This window comes from Ruegeria sp. CL3 (assembly GCF_056536505.1).
Window position 1 is genome coordinate 355,890 of sequence record NZ_JBQFPT010000003.1, and the last position, 17,376, is coordinate 373,265.

General features: G+C 53.6%; 13 protein-coding genes and 1 pseudogene. 3 read left to right on the forward strand and 11 right to left on the reverse strand.

What is annotated here, in order from left to right:
• Positions 1–12: 12 nt before the first annotated feature.
• The 4 genes from ACR0NO_RS06175 to ACR0NO_RS06190 are packed head-to-tail and all read right to left on the reverse strand — an operon-like array spanning position 13 to position 3,156.
• The gene (locus tag ACR0NO_RS06175) at positions 13–783 is read right to left on the reverse strand and encodes an SDR family oxidoreductase (RefSeq protein WP_480723327.1); all 771 of its coding nucleotides are present in this window, start codon (positions 781–783) and stop codon (positions 13–15) included.
• Positions 780–1,820: a zinc-dependent alcohol dehydrogenase gene (locus ACR0NO_RS06180; protein ID WP_480723328.1), complete on the reverse strand. Its 1,041-nt coding sequence runs from the start codon at positions 1,818–1,820 to the stop codon at positions 780–782. Before ACR0NO_RS06180 ends, ACR0NO_RS06175 begins: the two co-directional genes overlap by 4 nt.
• The gene (locus tag ACR0NO_RS06185; RefSeq protein WP_480723329.1) at positions 1,817–2,917 is read right to left on the reverse strand and encodes a mandelate racemase/muconate lactonizing enzyme family protein; all 1,101 of its coding nucleotides are present in this window, start codon (positions 2,915–2,917) and stop codon (positions 1,817–1,819) included. The genes ACR0NO_RS06180 and ACR0NO_RS06185 overlap by 4 nt, the downstream gene beginning before the upstream one ends.
• Positions 2,914–3,156 (reverse strand): hypothetical protein, encoded by a 243-nt coding sequence (locus ACR0NO_RS06190; protein ID WP_480723330.1) that lies wholly within the window; start codon positions 3,154–3,156, stop codon positions 2,914–2,916. The genes ACR0NO_RS06185 and ACR0NO_RS06190 overlap by 4 nt, the downstream gene beginning before the upstream one ends.
• Before the next feature lie 614 nt (positions 3,157–3,770).
• Here ACR0NO_RS06190 and ACR0NO_RS06195 point away from each other — a divergent pair.
• Genes ACR0NO_RS06195 through ACR0NO_RS06205 form a run of 3 tightly spaced genes read left to right on the forward strand, consistent with a single transcriptional unit; the run spans position 3,771 to position 6,834 of the window.
• Complete coding sequence (locus ACR0NO_RS06195) at positions 3,771–5,348, forward strand: sensor histidine kinase (RefSeq protein ID WP_480723331.1); 1,578 nt, start codon at positions 3,771–3,773, stop codon at positions 5,346–5,348.
• A 2-nt stretch (positions 5,349–5,350) separates the two neighbouring features.
• The gene (locus ACR0NO_RS06200; protein WP_480723332.1) at positions 5,351–5,722 is read left to right on the forward strand and encodes a response regulator; all 372 of its coding nucleotides are present in this window, start codon (positions 5,351–5,353) and stop codon (positions 5,720–5,722) included.
• 8 nt (positions 5,723–5,730) lie between these two features.
• On the forward strand, positions 5,731–6,834 hold the full coding sequence (locus tag ACR0NO_RS06205; protein ID WP_480723333.1) for a response regulator: 1,104 nt from the start codon (positions 5,731–5,733) through the stop codon (positions 6,832–6,834).
• A 118-nt stretch (positions 6,835–6,952) separates the two neighbouring features.
• Here ACR0NO_RS06205 and ACR0NO_RS06210 read toward each other — a convergent pair.
• From ACR0NO_RS06210 to ACR0NO_RS06240, 7 genes and pseudogenes are all read right to left on the reverse strand, one after another.
• Positions 6,953–7,615, reverse strand: a pseudogene (locus tag ACR0NO_RS06210) (IS6 family transposase).
• Between the two features lie 324 nt (positions 7,616–7,939).
• Positions 7,940–9,316: a hypothetical protein gene (locus ACR0NO_RS06215; protein WP_480723334.1), complete on the reverse strand. Its 1,377-nt coding sequence runs from the start codon at positions 9,314–9,316 to the stop codon at positions 7,940–7,942.
• Position 9,317: 1 nt separating this feature from the next.
• On the reverse strand, positions 9,318–12,143 hold the full coding sequence (locus tag ACR0NO_RS06220) for a peroxidase family protein (protein ID WP_480723335.1): 2,826 nt from the start codon (positions 12,141–12,143) through the stop codon (positions 9,318–9,320).
• A gap of 13 nt (positions 12,144–12,156) precedes the next feature.
• Complete coding sequence (locus tag ACR0NO_RS06225) at positions 12,157–13,887, reverse strand: thiamine pyrophosphate-binding protein (RefSeq protein WP_480723336.1); 1,731 nt, start codon at positions 13,885–13,887, stop codon at positions 12,157–12,159.
• A 162-nt stretch (positions 13,888–14,049) separates the two neighbouring features.
• Positions 14,050–15,471, reverse strand: coding sequence for a hypothetical protein (locus tag ACR0NO_RS06230; protein ID WP_170677357.1), 1,422 nt, complete (start codon positions 15,469–15,471; stop codon positions 14,050–14,052).
• A complete protein-coding gene (locus tag ACR0NO_RS06235; protein WP_480723337.1) occupies positions 15,471–16,373 on the reverse strand; it encodes a hypothetical protein in 903 nt (300 codons plus the stop codon). The genes ACR0NO_RS06230 and ACR0NO_RS06235 overlap by 1 nt, the downstream gene beginning before the upstream one ends.
• Positions 16,355–17,071: a hypothetical protein gene (locus ACR0NO_RS06240; RefSeq protein ID WP_170639098.1), complete on the reverse strand. Its 717-nt coding sequence runs from the start codon at positions 17,069–17,071 to the stop codon at positions 16,355–16,357. Before ACR0NO_RS06240 ends, ACR0NO_RS06235 begins: the two co-directional genes overlap by 19 nt.
• Between the last annotated feature and the right edge of the window lie 305 nt (positions 17,072–17,376).

Sequence of the window (17,376 nt, forward strand, 5' to 3'; positions counted from 1 at the left end):
GCGTTGGCAGTGCTAACGCCCCATCCAGCCCCCGTCGACGACAAGGATTTCACCGTTGACGAAGTCAGACGCGGCAGAGGCCAGAAAGACCACCGGTCCGGCAAAGTCATTAGGCGTACCCCAACGGCCTTGCGGTGTTCGTTCAAGGATCGACTTCGATCGGACTGGATCATCCCGCAGGGCTTGAGTGTTGTCGGTCGCGATGTAGCCAGGTGCGATCGCATTCACATTCACGCCCTGCCCGGCCCATTCGTTGGCCAAAGCCTTGGTCAACTGTCCAATCCCACCCTTCGAGGCCGCGTAACCCGGCACAGTAATGCCGCCCTGAAATGTCAGCAGCGATGCAGTGAAGATGATCTTCCCAGAGCCGCGCACCAGCATGTCCTTGCCAATCTCGCGAGACAGAACGAACTGCGAGGACAGGTTCACCTCAATCACTTCGTCCCACCAGTCGTCCGGGTGTTCGGCGGCGGGTTTGCGTTTGATTGTGCCAGCATTGTTGACAAGGATATCAAGGGTTTGCCCGTCGGCCCTCAACGTATCAACGAACCCATGCAGCGCGGCGCGATCCGAGAAGTCGCATTGGTACGCCCGGAACTTTCGCCCCATCGCCGTCACGGCTTTTTCGACATCCGACCCGGACAGCTCGAGCGAGGCGGACACTCCGATGATATCGGCTCCGGCCGATGCCAATGCCTCGGCCATGCCGCGCCCGATACCGCGTTTGCACCCAGTCACAAGGGCCGTCTTTCCCGTCAGGTCGAAACTTTGCAAAACACTCATGAACGCGGTCCTACTTCGATCAGGCTTTTCATTGCGGCTGGACTGCGATCCAGAGCTTCAAACGCGGCCTGAATGTCTGCTAGAGGGCTGACGTCAGTAATCACGACATCCGCGTCCACTCCGCCCGAGGCGACAACTGCGATGGCTTTCTCGTAGTCCTCTGGCTCATAGACCCGCGCACCGATCAGTTGCAGCTCTCGCCAGAAGAACTGGAACAGGTCGATCTGGGGCTTTTGAGCATGGATCGCGACCATCACGATCCGAGCCCGCGTCGCGGCAACGGCGGTCATCGCATCAACGCCGGGCTGCGTTCCTGACACCTCGAAAACTACATCTGCCCCTTTGTCGCCCGTGCGCGCGTTGATTGTGGACACCAGATCGGTTTCGGTTGGGTTGATCGTGTCGAAACCAAGTATTTCAGCAATCGCCAGACGGTTTGGGTTCACTTCGGAAATCACGACGTTTCCGCCTGCGTCCCGCGCAACCATGGCAACCAGAATGCCGATCGGGCCTCCGCCAATGACGACAACGTCCTCTCCAGATTGCAGGCTAGATAGCCGCACATCGTGGCAGGCAACGGCGACCGGCTCGATCAGCGCCGCGTGATCCATGCGCAAGTCATCCGGCAGAACGTGCAACGTGTGGGCCGGAACGGTCCAGATCTCTTGCATGGCACCATCGGTGTCGAGGCCGAGAAACCTGAGGTTCTGACAGATATGCTGATGTCCCCGTTTGCAAGCCGGGCATTCGCCGCAATGATCAAGCGGTCGGACAACGACCTTCTGGCCGGGTTCGACCGTATCGACGCCTTCGCCCACCGCTTCGACGGTACCTGACATCTCATGCCCAATCACCCGGTTCAGGCCGACACGAGCATCCATGTTGCCGTGGTAGACGTGCATATCCGTCCCGCAAATCCCACAATAGGCAACGCGAATGGCGGCCTCGCCGGGGCCCGGATCCGTCGTTTGGGCTTGCTCTACAGCAAAGCTCTTATCGCCCCTGTAATACGCCGCAGAGATTGTCTGGGTCGTCATGTATGCATCTCCCTGTGTTCCGCATTCAGTTTGTCCCAGTCGAATTCCACTCCGGTTCCCGGAGTATCCGGGGCAACGGCCAGACAATCTTCCACAACCAGCGGACGGGTCGTGTACTGGTCTATCGGGAATGAGTGTACTTCCAGCCACCCTGCGTTGGGTTGCGCAGAAACAAGGCTGACATGCAGCTCCTGCATCCCATGACTGCAAACCGGAATGCCGTGCTTTGCGCTTAGCGCGGCCACGCGAAGCCAGCCGGTAATTCCACCGCAGTTTGAGGCATCGGGCTGGATGAAACTCAGCTTCGCGTTATCAAAAGCGTATTCGAATTCGTGTATCGTGTGCAGGTTTTCACCCATGGCGAGGGGAACGCCCGTCGCTTCGACAATTCGGCCATAACCTTTGTAGTCGTCTGGAATAGTCGGTTCCTCGAACCACAAAATATCACAGTCGGCAAACCCTCTGGCAGCCACAATCGCCTCTTCGACGCTCATAGAGTAATTCGCATCGACCATAAAGAACCGGTCCGGGCCCAACATCTCGCGCACCGCCCGGGCACGTGCAAGATCGTCGGCCAGGTTTGGTTGACCGACCTTGATCTTGACTGCGTTGAACCCACGCGCAAGGTACCCTTCGGTCTGGCGCAGTAGTTTCTCTAACGAGAAATTCAGGTCAATCCCACCGGCGTAGGCCTTGCACCGTTTGGACGCTCCGCCGGCCATCTGCCACAATGGTACATTCTGTGTTTTGCCGCGAATGTCCCACAGAGCAATATCCACGGCCGATATGGCAAAGGAGGCGATCCCGCCCCGTGCCACGTAGTGCACGTGCCACTGCATGGCATCGTACAAGCTTTCGATCTGTTCGGCGTCTTGTCCTACAAGGAACGGTGCCAGATCATGCTGGATCATAGCCAGGATGGCATGCCCACCCTTGCCCCCCGTATAGGTATACCCGACCCCTTCGACCCCATCAGAGGTTTGTACAGTGACGGTGATCAATTGAAAAAACGTGTGATCCCCATGTTTGGCATCGACCAGAACCTCCGCGAGCGGAACGTTGAACAGCCGCGCTGAAACACTTTCTATGCGATTCATGAACCCAAGACCTTCTGCTGCCTGGCAATAACCCGAGACTGTAAAAGGATGACCGCAAATAGAAAGCCTCCACGTATGACCATCTGCCAATAGGCACTGAAACTGATGGTGCCTTGCTCGTTTTCGTATTTTGGAACGTTGAAGACCAGCATCAGCGCACTGGCCGCCGTCGCAGGGATCGAACCCATCCCACCCGTTAACAAAGTGCAGCCCACCACGACGGACGCGGCGGCCGACAATTCCCATCCGATGCCCTAAAGGGGTTGTCCGGCTCGAAAACCCGAGGCCAAAAAGACTCCGGCCAGCCTCCGGCAGCGCAACCTGAACTGCGTTTGGGCTGAGATACTTAGCAACAACCGACGTAGAGGCCGCAACGGATCCGACCGACAGATCACTCCCGCCAGTCATGATCGCGAAACATATGCCCAGCGCGATCGCAATGAACATCGCGTTGTAATTCAGGAAAGACGAGAAGTTATAGGCGCTGCCAAAGTTTACATGGCGCATCAGCCCCGACAGGTTCAAAGCCAGCAGTACGATCCAAACCGTCACCGAGGCCGAATTGCGCCAAAGATACTTTCAGACGCATATCGAGTGCCATCGCCCTCACCCCAAAAGTGGCTACTAGATACGGAAACACCGCAACTTTGTGCCGTGTATTTTCCGACAGCGGGATTTCATATTGGTAGTAGCAAGTGTCGGCAACGAGCCGGAAGGTCCTTTCGCAAGACGTTCTTCAATATAAGCATAGCCATTCAACTTCCCTGAGCTTCTTCAATGGTTTTGTGATCTGGCATTTCTGATGCATAATTAGTCAATTGCATATCCGATCAATACTGTCGGGAGCGATTGTATGACTGCCGAAACTTCTGATTTCGTGAAAGCCGCAGATAGCGCAAATGTAACCTCTACCAATTCGCCCAGCGGGTTTCACATCAAGATAAGAACCAAGTTGCTGGTCGCGCTACTTGGAATTGTTGGGTTAATGCTAATACTGGCGTTCACCGGGCTATCTGAGTTGCGCAAAGCGAACCTTCGAACTGCTGAGTTGCTTCAAGATCAGGTACGGCTATCAAATCTAAAGGTGTTTGAAAGCAGTCTGCAAGAAATCTGGTTGAATGGAACAGCAATTTTTGCCGAAACTGGAGGCAACACCATGCTTGGCGACAGTGCAGGCTTCTTTAAAGATAAGCTGCATGTTATTCAGTCGCTTGGCCATCTCATTGAGACAAGGGATCAACCGGATCTCAGCCTTTTTTCGAAGGATGAAATCGCGGATGTGTCGCGAAAGACTCAAGAAATAAAACGAATAGGACTTGATATCGTTGAGCGATATGAAGCTGGGCAGATTGTAGTTGCCAAATCAATGTTTGAGCTGCAGCTGGTCCCAATAATTAAGTCTTTGGATAATCTGATTGAGAAACGATACCTGCTTTTGCGCGATGGTATGCGTTCGAAAGCTTTGATTAACCAAAACGCGTTTGATCAATCGTGGCGAATAGTGCTTGCTTCAGCTGGGATTGCAGTCGTTATTGCGATTTTGCTTGGCTTCCTGCTCAGCAAATCTTTGATCCGCACGATTGAGCAAATCCGGGTCACGCTAAGAAAAGTTGCTCAAGGCGACTTTACCGCCCGAGCTAATATCAAGAGCACCGACGAGCTTGGAGATCTCGCCCGCAGCGCCAATCGTATGACAGAGCGTTTGGGTACGTTGTACGATGAGCTTGAGACTGCAAACCTACACAAGTCGCAATTTCTCGCCAATATGAGCCATGAATTGCGAACTCCGATGAATTCGATCCTCGGATACACCGAAATGATCCGGGATGGAATTTATGGTCCGGTGCCCAAAAAAATCGACGATCCGCTGCATCGGGTTCAAGTGAACGGCAAAATGCTACTGTCTTTGATCAATGATGTTCTGGATCTTTCAAAGATTGAAGCCGGCGCACTCGAACTGGCACTGGACACATATTCGATGTCTGATATCCTCAAAGACGTTGTTTCCACGATTGAGCCTATAGCAGCGAGCAAGGGACTGGAAATCCGCACCAAAGTAGAAGGCGGCCTCCCCGCTGGGTATGGCGACGCGGGTCGTATTAGACAGGTCTTACTTAACATCGTCGGAAATGCGGTAAAGTTCACTGACAAGGGCTACGTCGAAATAAACTTGGCGCGTAGTGATCAACGGTTTGTAGTAGCCGTAACTGATACAGGAGTTGGAATTTCCGCAGAGCAAATTGATGAGGTTTTCCTGGAATTCAAGCAAGCTGACGCCTCGTCCACGCGTGCCGCCGGGGGTACTGGCCTCGGTCTGTCTATCTCTCAAAAGATCGCAGAAATGCACGGTGGGCGAATTGAAGTCGCCAGCAGCCTTGGCAACGGTTCGACATTCACTGTTGTACTCCCCGTTCAGGCCACGAGGAGCTGAGCATGTCGAAAAGAATACTTGTAATAGAAGACCAGGCTGACAACAGACGCATACTCCGAGACCTTCTAGGCAGTCACGGCTTCGAAGTGCTGGAGGCCGAAAACGGAGCGTTAGGTGTAGACCGAGCGATTGCTGAAAAGCCCGATCTAATCTTGATGGATATCCAGATGCCAGAATTAGACGGTTACGATGCCACGCGCCAGATAAAACAGCACCCAAAGGTCGCGAACATTCCAATCATCGCCGTAACATCCTTTGCTTTGTCTGGCGACGAAACAAAAGCACGAGAAGCCGGATGTGATGACTATGTTACCAAGCCCTACAGTCCGCGTGCTCTGTTGGCCAAAGTCATTACCTTTGTTGGACAGGTCTGAATGAAAAAATGAAAGACCCACCACTCATTTTGATTGTCGATGACCAGCAGGACAATCGCAACCTGCTGACCATGCGACTTAGCGCGCATGGTTATAGTACTGCCGAGGCCATAGATGGCGAAGACGCTATAGAAAAAGCAACTGATTTGTCGCCCGACTTGATCTTGCTAGACGTAATGATGCCTAAGCTGGACGGTTTCGAAGTCTGTCGAAGATTGAGAATGGATCCAATACTCCCCTTTATTCCGGTGGTTCTGATCACAGCTCGTTCGAACACTGAAGATATGGTGCAAGGGCTTGAGGCTGGTGCAAATGACTATCTCACCAAACCAGTTGACACAATCGCACTCCTTGCTCGTGTACGTTCAATGCTCCGAACAAAAGCTTTGCATGACGAAGTGCAGAGCTGGAACAAGGAACTCGAAAAACGAGTAAATCAACAGATTGGTCAGATTGAGCGCTTCAATCGTTTGCGCCGTTTTCTACCAAGGCAAGTGGCAGAAGAAATTATTTCGGTTGGTGATGACAGCGCTATTCTCAAGAACCGAAGAGCGGACATCGTCGTTTTGTTTGCAGATCTAAGGGGATTCTCGGCCTTTACGGAAGCCTCTGATCCTCAAGTAGTACTGGAAGCCCTCAACGTATTTCACAATTGCGCTGGACCACTGATTGAACGGCACCAGGGCACACTTGAACGTTTCTTGGGCGACGGCATCGTTGTTTTGTTTAATGCCCCGCTGCGGGCACGCGATCCTACGGGCCAGGCTGTCACCTTTGCGAGCGAGCTGCATGCTGCGGTCGCAAACGCGCTTGAACCCTTTCAAAAGGAGGGATCGAGCTTGGGTCTCGGGATCGGTATCGCCAAGGGTGAAACCACTATTGGCTGTATCGGATTTGAAGGCCGGTTTGACTATGCGGCCATTGGAGAAGTGCCAAATCTTGCAGCTCGGCTATGTGAACACGCGCGAGCTGCCGAAACACTAGTCGATGCGTCGGTTGTCGAAGCGTTAGGAACATCCAAGAAAACACGATTTTTACGGGATCAAGTATTCAAAGGACTGACCGGAACGGTTCCCGTGTTTCAGCTTCTGAGTCAAGGTGCTGTCAACTAATTTGAACCAGCTTCAGCTAGGCTGATAAAGCTGCCGTCTATTCCAATCAACGAGGAACACTCGAAGGTGCTGTCAGACAAATTCTAACTAGTCTCAGCTAGGCCAGTAGCGCTGCCCTTTATGCCGCACTGAGTTCGCGCCACTCTGCGAGAGCGGCGGCTCGAGTCAGCTTGAAGGTGTCTCGGCTGGCTAGCGATCTTTCTTGGTTGAAATGGTTGTAGACCGAGGAATGGACGGAGGCGAGCTTCTGCAAACTTCGCATACGCTTAAAACGCTGCATCGCGCGTTCTCTTCGTCGGAATGGCAGGTGCGAGTTCTCAACGCGATTGTTGAGCCACCTACCCGTCCTTTCTTTTTCGGTAGCGCCAAGCTCTCTGAGAGCGGCCCGGTACGATGCGAAGCGATCCGTGACGACGGTTTACGACTTACCGTATCGCTTCGTCAGTGTCTTGAGGAATTTCAGCGCTGCAGCTTTGTTTCGGCGTTTGGTGACAACGGCTTCCACCACCTCACCTTCTTGATCAACAGCACGCCAAAGATAGTGCCGCTTGCCATTCACCTTCACAAAAACCTCATCCACGTGCCACTTCCATTTGAAGTATGCTCTCATTTACCGAACACGCTTTCTTCGGATTTCAGCAGCAAACATCGGGCCAAACCTGTTCCACCAATATCGGACAGTTTCGTGCCTCACGTCGATGCCTCGCTCGTGCAACAAGTCTTCGAAATTCCGAAGCGAAAGCGGGAAACGGATGTATGGCATCACTGCAAGGCGGATCATCTCGGGACTGGTTTTGAAATACTTGAAAGGCGACAATCTTTTCAAAATCGGAGGCTACGCAACACCCCTGCCCCGCTCAACCCAAGTTCCTCTGACAAGGCCATGGCAGCCTTTCTAAGAAATCAAGTTGAAACCTATTGGAGGACTAAATCTCTGAGAACAAAAAACCGAATTTGCGTGTTCGTCAATTAGGCCTCATAGTTTGCTACACATCCCCAATATTTGAGGGCACGGTGACAGCAGGGCTCGATTTGCTAGTGTGAGTTTGCAACGGCCCCGAGGTACTCACCAATGTAAAGTCAAATTCAAGACTGGTTTCCCAATTCAGCTCGGCCAATTCAGGTCGTGAGCGCGTTGGGCGGATGTTAGGCCGTTCTGGAAATAAGCGTCGTAGTATTCGTTCTCGACCCGATGCGTTTGAAGCCAAACACCAGGTGCGTGAACTGCTTCGCAATGAGCCGGGAATCGCCCGTGTGTTTCGTAAACGTACGTACAGATATCGCGGGCGCATTCGATTATGTCCTGCTCGTATTCACCCGCTTCTTCCAGATACTTGGCACCAAAATCGCCCTTGTAGATTTGGCTGAACAGCGCGTCGTTCTTGTAAATACCGTCGGAACCGAACTTGCCTTCAACAACTGCATCAACTGCCTCGGACATAGACGAATAATAAGGCGGACATTTACCCTTGATCAGGTGCTCTCCATGATGGCGCAATCCCACCGCATGGGCACGGACATGCTTCATCGCCGCAACCGGCAAAGTATGCCAGCGGAGCAGATCCATCAGCCGCCATTTGGGTGTGACATAGTCAAACCCCAACATCTTACCGAATCTGTCGCTGAACTTCGGATCGCCCATCAGAACCGGTGGAGATATCGCGGCATGAATCCAGCCGCCCAGACCCAGAGCCTCGGTCACAAGAAACAAGTTTTGCACCAGTAGATCAGCCTCGATCTGTGTGCGCATTTGGCCCAAGATCCCCAGCGGAATCTTGATATCCGGGTTCAGAAAACCCCTGTCGATCCACTTCTTGACACCAGCGGGCCGATAAAAATTTCGGTCGTCCACGATGACCGGCCGCGCCTTGTCAGGCTGCGTTAGAATGTACATCAATGCATTAATGTATTGGTGAGATAGATCCACCACCGGGAAGAAAATGGTCGAACCCGAAGTGTTTGACAAAAAACGGTTCGAATCGAGGTAAGCCGGAAAATCACGCATCCCTTCGGGCACGTCGACACGTCGGTCCAGAATTTGCACTTTTGCCTGTTCTGCACGCTCGATCAATACCTCGGGCGTCCAGCTTTCGGTCCCACCTTCAAGAGGTTCAAGCCTGCGCAGAAAGTAGGTACCACTGTCATTAATCATAAAGAAATGCGTACCTTGTGCATTGTCCGGGCTACCGGCAGTGCGCCCCTCCATCACAAGGTTCGGCTTCGACATGATCGGATCGCCGCTTTCGTCGTCGAAAAACGGCCTGTCAGGCATGGTCAGGCCCGTAACGCCGGTCGCGGCAATCAGGATCGCCTCTTGCAGCGGTGAAAGTGACGAGCGCTCATTCTGAGATTCCCAACTGAGCGAACCGGCGACTACATTCGAACCGCGGCTGACACGCTTGGTTCTGCGGTTCCACAACGTCTGCGCCAGCGGGGCATTCAGAAAGGCCTTCAGCCCATTTTGAACTTTGTCCTTCGGCATTTCATTCCCCCTCAACCACATTCCAGGGCGCAAAGGCCGTCGCATTCTTTGGCAGAACCGTTGCAAACTCGGGGAAATGCCGCAACAAAACGGATTTCATACCGTTTTGCGCCACCCACTCCATCCCAAGCGGCGTATAGATTTCCGGTCGAAAGTCAGTGGTCAAAAAGCGGTCCGACTGCAACCTGCGCGATGCCATTAGGATAAAGACACGAAACGCCGTGTCCGAGAATCCGAATCCTTCAGGCGGGGTTTCTCCCAACAGGCCAATCACCGTATCGACCTTGTCGATATCGCCATAGAGATCCTTTAGTATTTGATTAGTGTCGGGGTTAGCCGTCAGGTCATCCCAGTCGGTAACACGAGGCATGTGCAGCCCTTCGCGGAACGCGTTGTATCGCGGTACGTGCCGGGCGCGCGTGCGGACGATGTCTACCACCGATAAATCGATCAGCTCATCAAAACGTTCGAGGTTTTGAAGGGATTTCGGAAAGTTGTGCAATGTGATCGCACCGGGATGGGCAATACCCTGAGAATAAAGACAATCGCGCAGGCCAAGCTCTCGCAATTGCTCGTCAGTCTCTTCGCCCTGAATCTCCAGAAAGCCACGGCGCGCTTTTTCCTTGCCGGATTGAAAATCATAGAAAATGTAGTCGTCCGGAATTAATGGATGCATTCGGTAAACCGTCGCAAATTCTTCCGTCAGGGCGTAGCGCCCGGTGTGGTGATCAGGCTCAGTTTCCGGGATACCTTTAAGCGCGTGAACGTCAGTCAACCAGATGCCCAAGCGCGTCAACCACGACTTAGGCGGGCCGTACCAGTTGGTGTTCATTCCAATATCCAGCGCTTCGGTGCCAAGTATGGCTGGCGTCCATTCGACCGTGTGGATCTTCGCGATCAGGGCCGACACGATGAGGCGGGCGGTTTGATACACCCGTTCTTCGTCCATGTTAGGGTATTCGCGCTGCAACTCGTCGCAAAGAACATTGTGCTCTCGGGCAAACAACGTGTGCAGGGTCGACAGCCCCAGCCACCAGCTTTCGTTAAAGCCGGTCAGCTCAAATCCCTTCACATTCAAAGGGAGGTAGCCGTCTTTGGTCAGCTTTAGCTTGGGTCCGTTACGAAGTTTTTTCGCGGCCTCGGAATTGACGCCATAAACTTGCGAGCCATCCCACCAATGAGAGTTCTCGTTTGCAAACAGGATCGGATCATCTGCCCCCTCTTTCGGGATGTTTCCGGCGATGCGCATACTACGTTCCGGCTCTCCGTCCGGGCGGTTCTTCCAATCAGGGTAGCCATCTGGGACAGGAACGACGTCATCATCTTCGCCCAGTTTACGCCGCTCGTGCGATACCCAGTCATGGACTTGAAACTGAATCCACGAGGCCGCCAGGATGTTCAGGATTTTGGCAGGGATAAAGGCCTGTCTGTCCATCAACTTCCGGGCTACCTCAATTGGGTTGGGGCTGCCGTCTGGCTGGGCCTGCGGTGGCATGTTTCTGCCAAAGGTTGCGCCCGCCGCACCCATCGTCGGATCCGACAGATCGTTATATGTGCCGTCATGAGTTCGGTAAACGCGATGTTCGGGGGCCGGTTCAGGCGGCACCGCGCGCGCGCTTGGCACGGTTTCTTCCAGATCGGTGTCAATGAGATTCTTTTGCCTCAGATCATACCTGAGCGCGTCGAGGTTGAGCAGCTGAACCAAAAGAAACGGAATTTTGTGCCACGGAATCCTGCGGTTAACGGCGCGCAGTACGGATCGCGCGGCCGTTCCGAAGATTCTATTCTGAACCGGAGGCGGTGCGGCCTTGAACCGTTTGCCCTGCCGGTGCGAGGCGGATGCGTCATAAGCCGCTTTGCGCGCGCGGTTCAAGTTTCCCAAAGGACGGAACTCTTCCGCTGTATTCCACGGATTGAACCCTAGTTGCTCGATTTTCAGCGCCTCGGCTAGGGCCTGCGGTGACGACAGATCGCGCTGAGGCATTACCAATTCCGCCACCTTTATAGGCGGGCTGACCCGTTCGTCCCATTCATGCGCCGCGTCTTCGATAGGTGTTTGATCCTCTGAAACAAACCGCTGAACGAACAGGTCAAACACCACATCACCATTTGCCTGACGTGTGGCGTATTCTGAAGACAGACGCGACGCGCCAGAGTGGGTACCCTTCACCGCCGGCGCATCCGGTGCCGGTTTGAAAACGTACCGCGCCGCTTCGTTTCCCCAGGCAATGGCCCCGCGGCTCCAGTAGCTTTCCATCGCTACGCTGTCACATTCCCTGAGTGCTGTCCGCACGTTGTCAAGCATCCGGCGTGTTTCAGAGAAGCCCAGAACAAAGCACAGGCGCATCAACCCCACTAGCTTTGACAACCTCCCACCGGACACCGCATGTGCGAAGACCACGAACTGGCGGGCATTGCGCGCGTGGGGAACAGGAAAATTCGTGGCCAGTAAGTCATGGTCAACGCCGTCAGCATCGCGAACGCGTACTGCCAATCCACGCAGGTCTTTTTCTTCATCGGATTGGGTTTGCGACGATGCGTTGGAAATCCGCACCATCGCTGGATACCATTTGCCGGGTATCGCGAACCCCACCTCAAGGTCCTCTGGCAGGTCGTCGACAAACCTCAATTCAGCGCCTTCAAATGCGGCGATTGCCTTTTTATGAAAGGCGCGCTCGACCTTGGGCGCTTTGCCAGCCTTTGCAGACTTCTGCTGTGCTGCCATCATCAGTTCGGCAAGCTGTTTTGTCTCTTTCAACTCTGCCTCGGGCGAGCCTCCGACATACACTTCGCGCCATTTTCGCAGGGAATCCGAGCTACCGTCCATGGTGGCCTCCTGTCTACAACCCGAACCTTGAACGAATGCCTTGCCAGATCGCGGCAAGCACACCTTCGGGATGGGGTGAATAATTCGGCAACGCCAGACGTGTAATCCGCGCGTCAATGAGGGTCGGTTTGCCGCTTGCCAGAGCCGCCGCAAACGCCTTCTCGAACTCGTCGAGCTTGTTGACCACGTATCCATCTGCGCCACAGGCTCGGGCGTAGGCGGCGTAGTCTGGATTGTCGAATTCGACGAGCCCTGTTTTGAAGAAAGCAGACAGCTGATACAGCTTGATCAGCTTGAATTCGCAGTCGTTGAAAATGACCCAAACCACTGGAATGTTGTATTGCACGGCCGTCATCAATTCGAACCCGGTCATCAGGTAAGAACCATCACCAACAGCAGCTACGACCGAACGATTCATCTCGGCATACTTTACACCGATCGCTCCGCACACCCCGATCCCCATCGGACCATAGGTTCCGGGTTTTCTAAAATTCTGGCCTTCTTTCAACTCAAGATAGTAGCCGGCCCAGGCCGCATGTGCGCCAGCGTCTGCCAACACAACACCGCCCGGCGGCAGCATTTGCGAAATCTTTTGAACCATTTCCCCCGGATGCAGTTGCTTTTGCGGGGAAATGATGAAGCGTTCATCGTAATCCTTGGGCCGGTATTCCCGTTCCGGCACGGGTCCTACCGAGGCGTCTAAACGATCATACAGACCTTGCAAGGTCTGTTTCGCATCCCCCAAAACGACGTGATCAGCTTTGTAGAACTTGTCAAACTCACCTGCGTCAATGTTGACGTGAAGCAGGGTCTTGTTTTCGAACAATCTGTCGAAAAAATCGAATGTCGCATGTTGCGCAAATGAGTTGCCGACCGCCAGCACCACATCCGCGTCGTCGAAAAGATCCCACGCTGCCTTGTGCCCTGAATCACAATAGAGCCCTATAGCCAATGGGTTTTCCTCGGCTACGATCCCTTTTCCATCCATTGTGGTCAGCAACGGTATCTGAAACCGCTCGATGAACGCCTTGGTGACATCATTGGCTCCGGCCAGGATCGCCCCAAATCCGGCAAGCATCACGACTTTTTTCTCAGCTTTGATCGCCTTTTCCAACACGCTTGCAGCACGATCCAGCGAAGCCGGATCAGGCGTCACACCAGTCTGCGGCATGCGCAGAGGCCTGAAGTTGGACACTTCGATCTTGGGGTCGGTTATGTCCTCTGCGACGGCAACATGTACTGGGCCAGGGCGACCTTCAAATGCGATTTCGATGGCTTTTTGCAACGTATCGATCAAGTCATCGGGGTCGGTTACAAGAAAATCTGCCGGTTCGCCGGACTGCGGGTCTTTTTTTGTGGCAGCACGAAACATCATCCGCGAATCCGGAGTGCGGGCAAGGCCAGAGGTTTCGTTCAATCCCCCCCTTCCCTGCCATGCCACCGTCGAATACCCGCTGATCGCCAACAAAGGATAGCTGTCGGTCAAAGCCACGCACATTCCTGAAATAAGGTTGAACGCACCCGGACCGGCAGTGGCAAAACACACGCCTAGATTTCCGGTAAACATCGCGTGACCGCAGGCCATGAACGACGCTCCCTGTTCATTTTTGGCTATAATGGGTCTGATCTTTTCCGATGCGTCGAGCGCAAGCATCAAACCGGCTGCATTTTCGCCGGCACCGCCATAAGCGGCGTCTACCCCAATGGTTTCAAGCGCGGCGACAACCGCTTCGTAGACACGCATTCAATACCACCCAATAAACTTTCAACAATATGCTGCGATCATAGCAGAAATTGTCTTTTTAAGAAACAGAGCGCCCGTAAACTCGTGCATAGGTGGCAGGCAAGATACTAATTCTGGCAGCGCAATCGAAAAGCCGGGGTGAATTTAGGTCCCCTTCGCGTCCTAGCGCTGTCCTTTTGACATCAGGTCCGGATTCTGGTCAGCGACCTTTCGAACCACGTCCAGGGCTGTTGGCAAATTGGTCGTATCAATCCCATCCGGCTTTTGATTTGTTTCGTTCAGGTACTCCAGGAAGCGAAGCAAATTGCTCAGCGACTCTCCGTTTTCCGGGTTTACGGACAGGGCATCTGCGAACCATCTTGCGGGATCTCGGTAAGGAGGTGAGACATCGTGTGAACAGCAGAGCATGGCATCCGTCACGCCCAGAGCGTTGCGGTAGTGGGTATCGGTCGGGGACAACGTCGCCGCCTCAAGAAAGGATACGCGCGCAGCCATCCAGTCTTTTTCTTCCGAAGCCTGAATGAACCCTATCAACGCATGGGCCAATGCCCTGAGTTCCGGTTCATTGAGGGTCAACTCACTTTCCAGATAACGCTTTAGCGCGGCCTGTGCCATTTGCACTGTCCCGTCGGACACAGGCGGAAACTCATCGGACAACCGGTTTTGCCGCAGCCTTAGAAACCCGAGCGCACCATTCAGAAAATCAAGTTCGGGCAAGCTACTATGGAACAGATGCGAGGCTTCGGGGTTGATGCGAATGTATCCCTGGTTGGGATGGCCGCCGAACATGTCATCCACCTTGATCCAACCAGGTTCGGCCCCAATTTCAACACTGAACGCTCTTCGCTCGTTCGGCTCAAAGAGCAGCTCGTCGCTGGAGGCCTCAAGATCAGGACTACTGTAGACTTTGCTGGCCTCGATAAACGTAGTGTCGATGCGTTGGAACAACTCTTCGGAAACCACGCGCGGTGCAAAAGTCACGTCGAGCGCAGGTATCGAAATCGACATCGGCTCGCCGGACTGGCCAAGGTAAGCATGCAGAAATTCTTCGGCGAAGTTATTAGAAACAGGTTGCACGGCTTCGTATTGATCCGTGAGACGGCGAAACCCCCGGAGTCTGGACTGAACGAAAATCTGGTCCTCTTCCAAAAAAATGCGACCCTGCAAGAAAACCAGAATTTGCCCCTCACGCAATGGCTGCGACGCCCCGCCTGACAATAACAGGCCCAGAACAACGTCAGGATCGCAAACACCATCTAGGAACATATGTGCGACGACTCCAAGACTACCATAGGTCGGCTGATGCCAGCTATCCAGTTTGAAAAGCCAGCTGAACCGTCGTGCCGTTTTCTGTAGTTTCGCCAGTCGGTCCCCGTCACCTGATGACACATCGGCCGAGGTCGCCAGATACTCCAAAGGAACGATATTTGCTGCAGAGTCCTCAAAAACAAACGGATACTCGCAGGCGGTAAATCCACCAGCCTGAACGGCTCGTGAATCCGACACAACGCCCGCCAGAGACAACAGGGTAGCGGAAACGGCCAACCCTGCACGCGTCATGAATGACCTGATTGCGTGTTCCATTATTGACCTCCTCCATCGGTTTGAGATGGAAGCGGATCAACACAGAGTCCCTTGTCGTCAGCGTCACTTCCGCGAATTTCTCGAAGAATTGGAAGTGTACTCTGGTCACCAAAACTGTTCAGCGTCTCTCGATAAACACGATCCGCCCCTTCGCGAGCGAAATTGCCCAGCGCCTGCCATTCGTCCGGCTCCAGTCCAAGGTAGTCAGGCCTTGGTTTTGCTGCTTCTAGCGTTCCGATCGCATCACAATAAAACGCACGAGAACGTAGCAACATTGTCTTTTGCTCTTGGGTTTGAACCGCAGAGTCAGCCGCCCTTTCGTGCCGCAATCCCAGCGCCAAAGCTGAGAACAAACGCAACTCGGCATTGCCCCGAAACAGTTTATCCAGCCCTGCATCGATCTGGGCCTGCTCGTATAGGGCCTCGTGGTAACCCTGCATACGAGGCGGCTCAACGCTATGGAAACCGTAGTGGCGCAGGGGAATGACCACATAGGCCACGATAATGTCACCCCCGCTGACCCTGGCACCGACTTCTAGCAATACCCGTTCGTCGTTCAGAACGCCTGTTACGTCGGCATCATAGGTATTTCGATCCCGCAACTGACGCTGCGGGCAATAGATCACCTTTGCAAGAGACCCAAGCGAGGCGTCGGCCTTGTCAAAGTGCATTTCGAATGCAGCAAGCAGGGCGCGCCTTCTGCGTTCGCTGATCGGGCTGACCATATCCATCGAACCTATAAGCAATTTGTCGTTTCTTGCCGTGTCATCCGGGCAACCCTGAAGCCCCGCACGCGCGCCCTCACCCAAAAGAAAGATTACGATCAAGCCCACCACAACTCCCCTGCACATCTGCGAGAAGCTCTGTTTAGAAGGTTTGCAATTCACCAGAACATCCACCATTTCTGCGCCCTTTGGTTTGCTCTTTCGATTTTCGCCAATGCCGCCTGAATTGCCTTTTGAAATTCCGGCTGCGCATCAGCAGGCACCCCTGCATCTGTCAAATCCGCGCCGAGGCGTTCCAGCGGTTTCACAGCGTCGAGGCAACCTACGCTGCCAGCGATTTCGGAAACAGCCTTACGTGTTCCCCACTTGAAAGTTTGGGTAGGATCATCAATCACGCGGATGATAACCTCGCAGGTTTCGTCGTTCGTTATCAGCCCCGCCTGTTCCAATCCCAGCTTTCCCCAGCTGACCTGAAACTCATTTCCATGGTCGATGAATTGGACCAGCGGAAATGCTGCAACACTGCCGAAGCCCCCTAGCGCGAGCGCGGTCGCCTTGGATTTTTCAGCGCTATTCGCGAACTCATCACTGTTGAGGTCAAGAATGTAGGTCTTGAGCTTATCCGCCGCGTCCGCAGTAAATTGCGCTCGCTTAAGATCCAGTTCAACGCTCTGAACCAACAGGTATGCTAGAAAAAATGCGACCGAGGTTTTGATGAGCGAAGATAAAAGTTCTGCGAACCAGACCCCGGTCCGTCTGCTTCTGGGTTCGGGCGACGCTGGTCGTTCTGCGTTCCCACCGCTGCGGGCGTAAAGGAGTAGAGCCTCTGATTTTTCAGAAGCGTTTTCCTGGTTATTTGCTCCGTCAACACCCATGGTTTTGTCAGAACTTGCGATCCTGGGACTTGGCCAATCTTATCACAACATATCAAAATTCAGAAGAATTCCTCCTGAACTCAACTCATGCCAAGCATCTGGGCGCTGTACTTAAACGGGTCGTCTGGTCCTTCAAAACGGCGACTTCCAACATGGTCGACCGTCAAGCGGTGATTGACTTCAGAAATTGTGTTAAGGATTTCAGAGGGGTTTTCGGCAATTCATGAGGTTGAACATGTCTAACCGCCGGGTGAAACTGCGATATTTTTCGATTGTTTTGCTTCCAGTTCTGATATTCGGTGTTC

Bases quoted from the DNA above. Each gene is read 5' to 3' on its own strand.
- ACR0NO_RS06195 (WP_480723331.1), top strand. From the start codon at position 3,771: ATGACTGCCGAAACTTCTGATTTCGTGAAAGCCGCAGATAGCGCAAAT.
- ACR0NO_RS06220 (WP_480723335.1), bottom strand. From the start codon at position 12,143: ATGGACGGTAGCTCGGATTCCCTGCGAAAATGGCGCGAAGTGTATGTC.
- ACR0NO_RS06225 (WP_480723336.1), bottom strand. From the start codon at position 13,887: ATGCGTGTCTACGAAGCGGTTGTCGCCGCGCTTGAAACCATTGGGGTA.
- ACR0NO_RS06175 (WP_480723327.1), bottom strand. From the start codon at position 783: ATGAGTGTTTTGCAAAGTTTCGACCTGACGGGAAAGACGGCCCTTGTG.
- ACR0NO_RS06205 (WP_480723333.1), top strand. From the start codon at position 5,731: ATGAAAGACCCACCACTCATTTTGATTGTCGATGACCAGCAGGACAAT.
- ACR0NO_RS06185 (WP_480723329.1), bottom strand. From the start codon at position 2,917: ATGAATCGCATAGAAAGTGTTTCAGCGCGGCTGTTCAACGTTCCGCTC.
- ACR0NO_RS06240 (WP_170639098.1), bottom strand. From the start codon at position 17,071: ATGGGTGTTGACGGAGCAAATAACCAGGAAAACGCTTCTGAAAAATCA.
- ACR0NO_RS06180 (WP_480723328.1), bottom strand. From the start codon at position 1,820: ATGACGACCCAGACAATCTCTGCGGCGTATTACAGGGGCGATAAGAGC.
- ACR0NO_RS06230 (WP_170677357.1), bottom strand. From the start codon at position 15,471: ATGGAACACGCAATCAGGTCATTCATGACGCGTGCAGGGTTGGCCGTT.
- ACR0NO_RS06215 (WP_480723334.1), bottom strand. From the start codon at position 9,316: ATGCCGAAGGACAAAGTTCAAAATGGGCTGAAGGCCTTTCTGAATGCC.
- ACR0NO_RS06200 (WP_480723332.1), top strand. From the start codon at position 5,351: ATGTCGAAAAGAATACTTGTAATAGAAGACCAGGCTGACAACAGACGC.
- ACR0NO_RS06235 (WP_480723337.1), bottom strand. From the start codon at position 16,373: ATGGTGGATGTTCTGGTGAATTGCAAACCTTCTAAACAGAGCTTCTCG.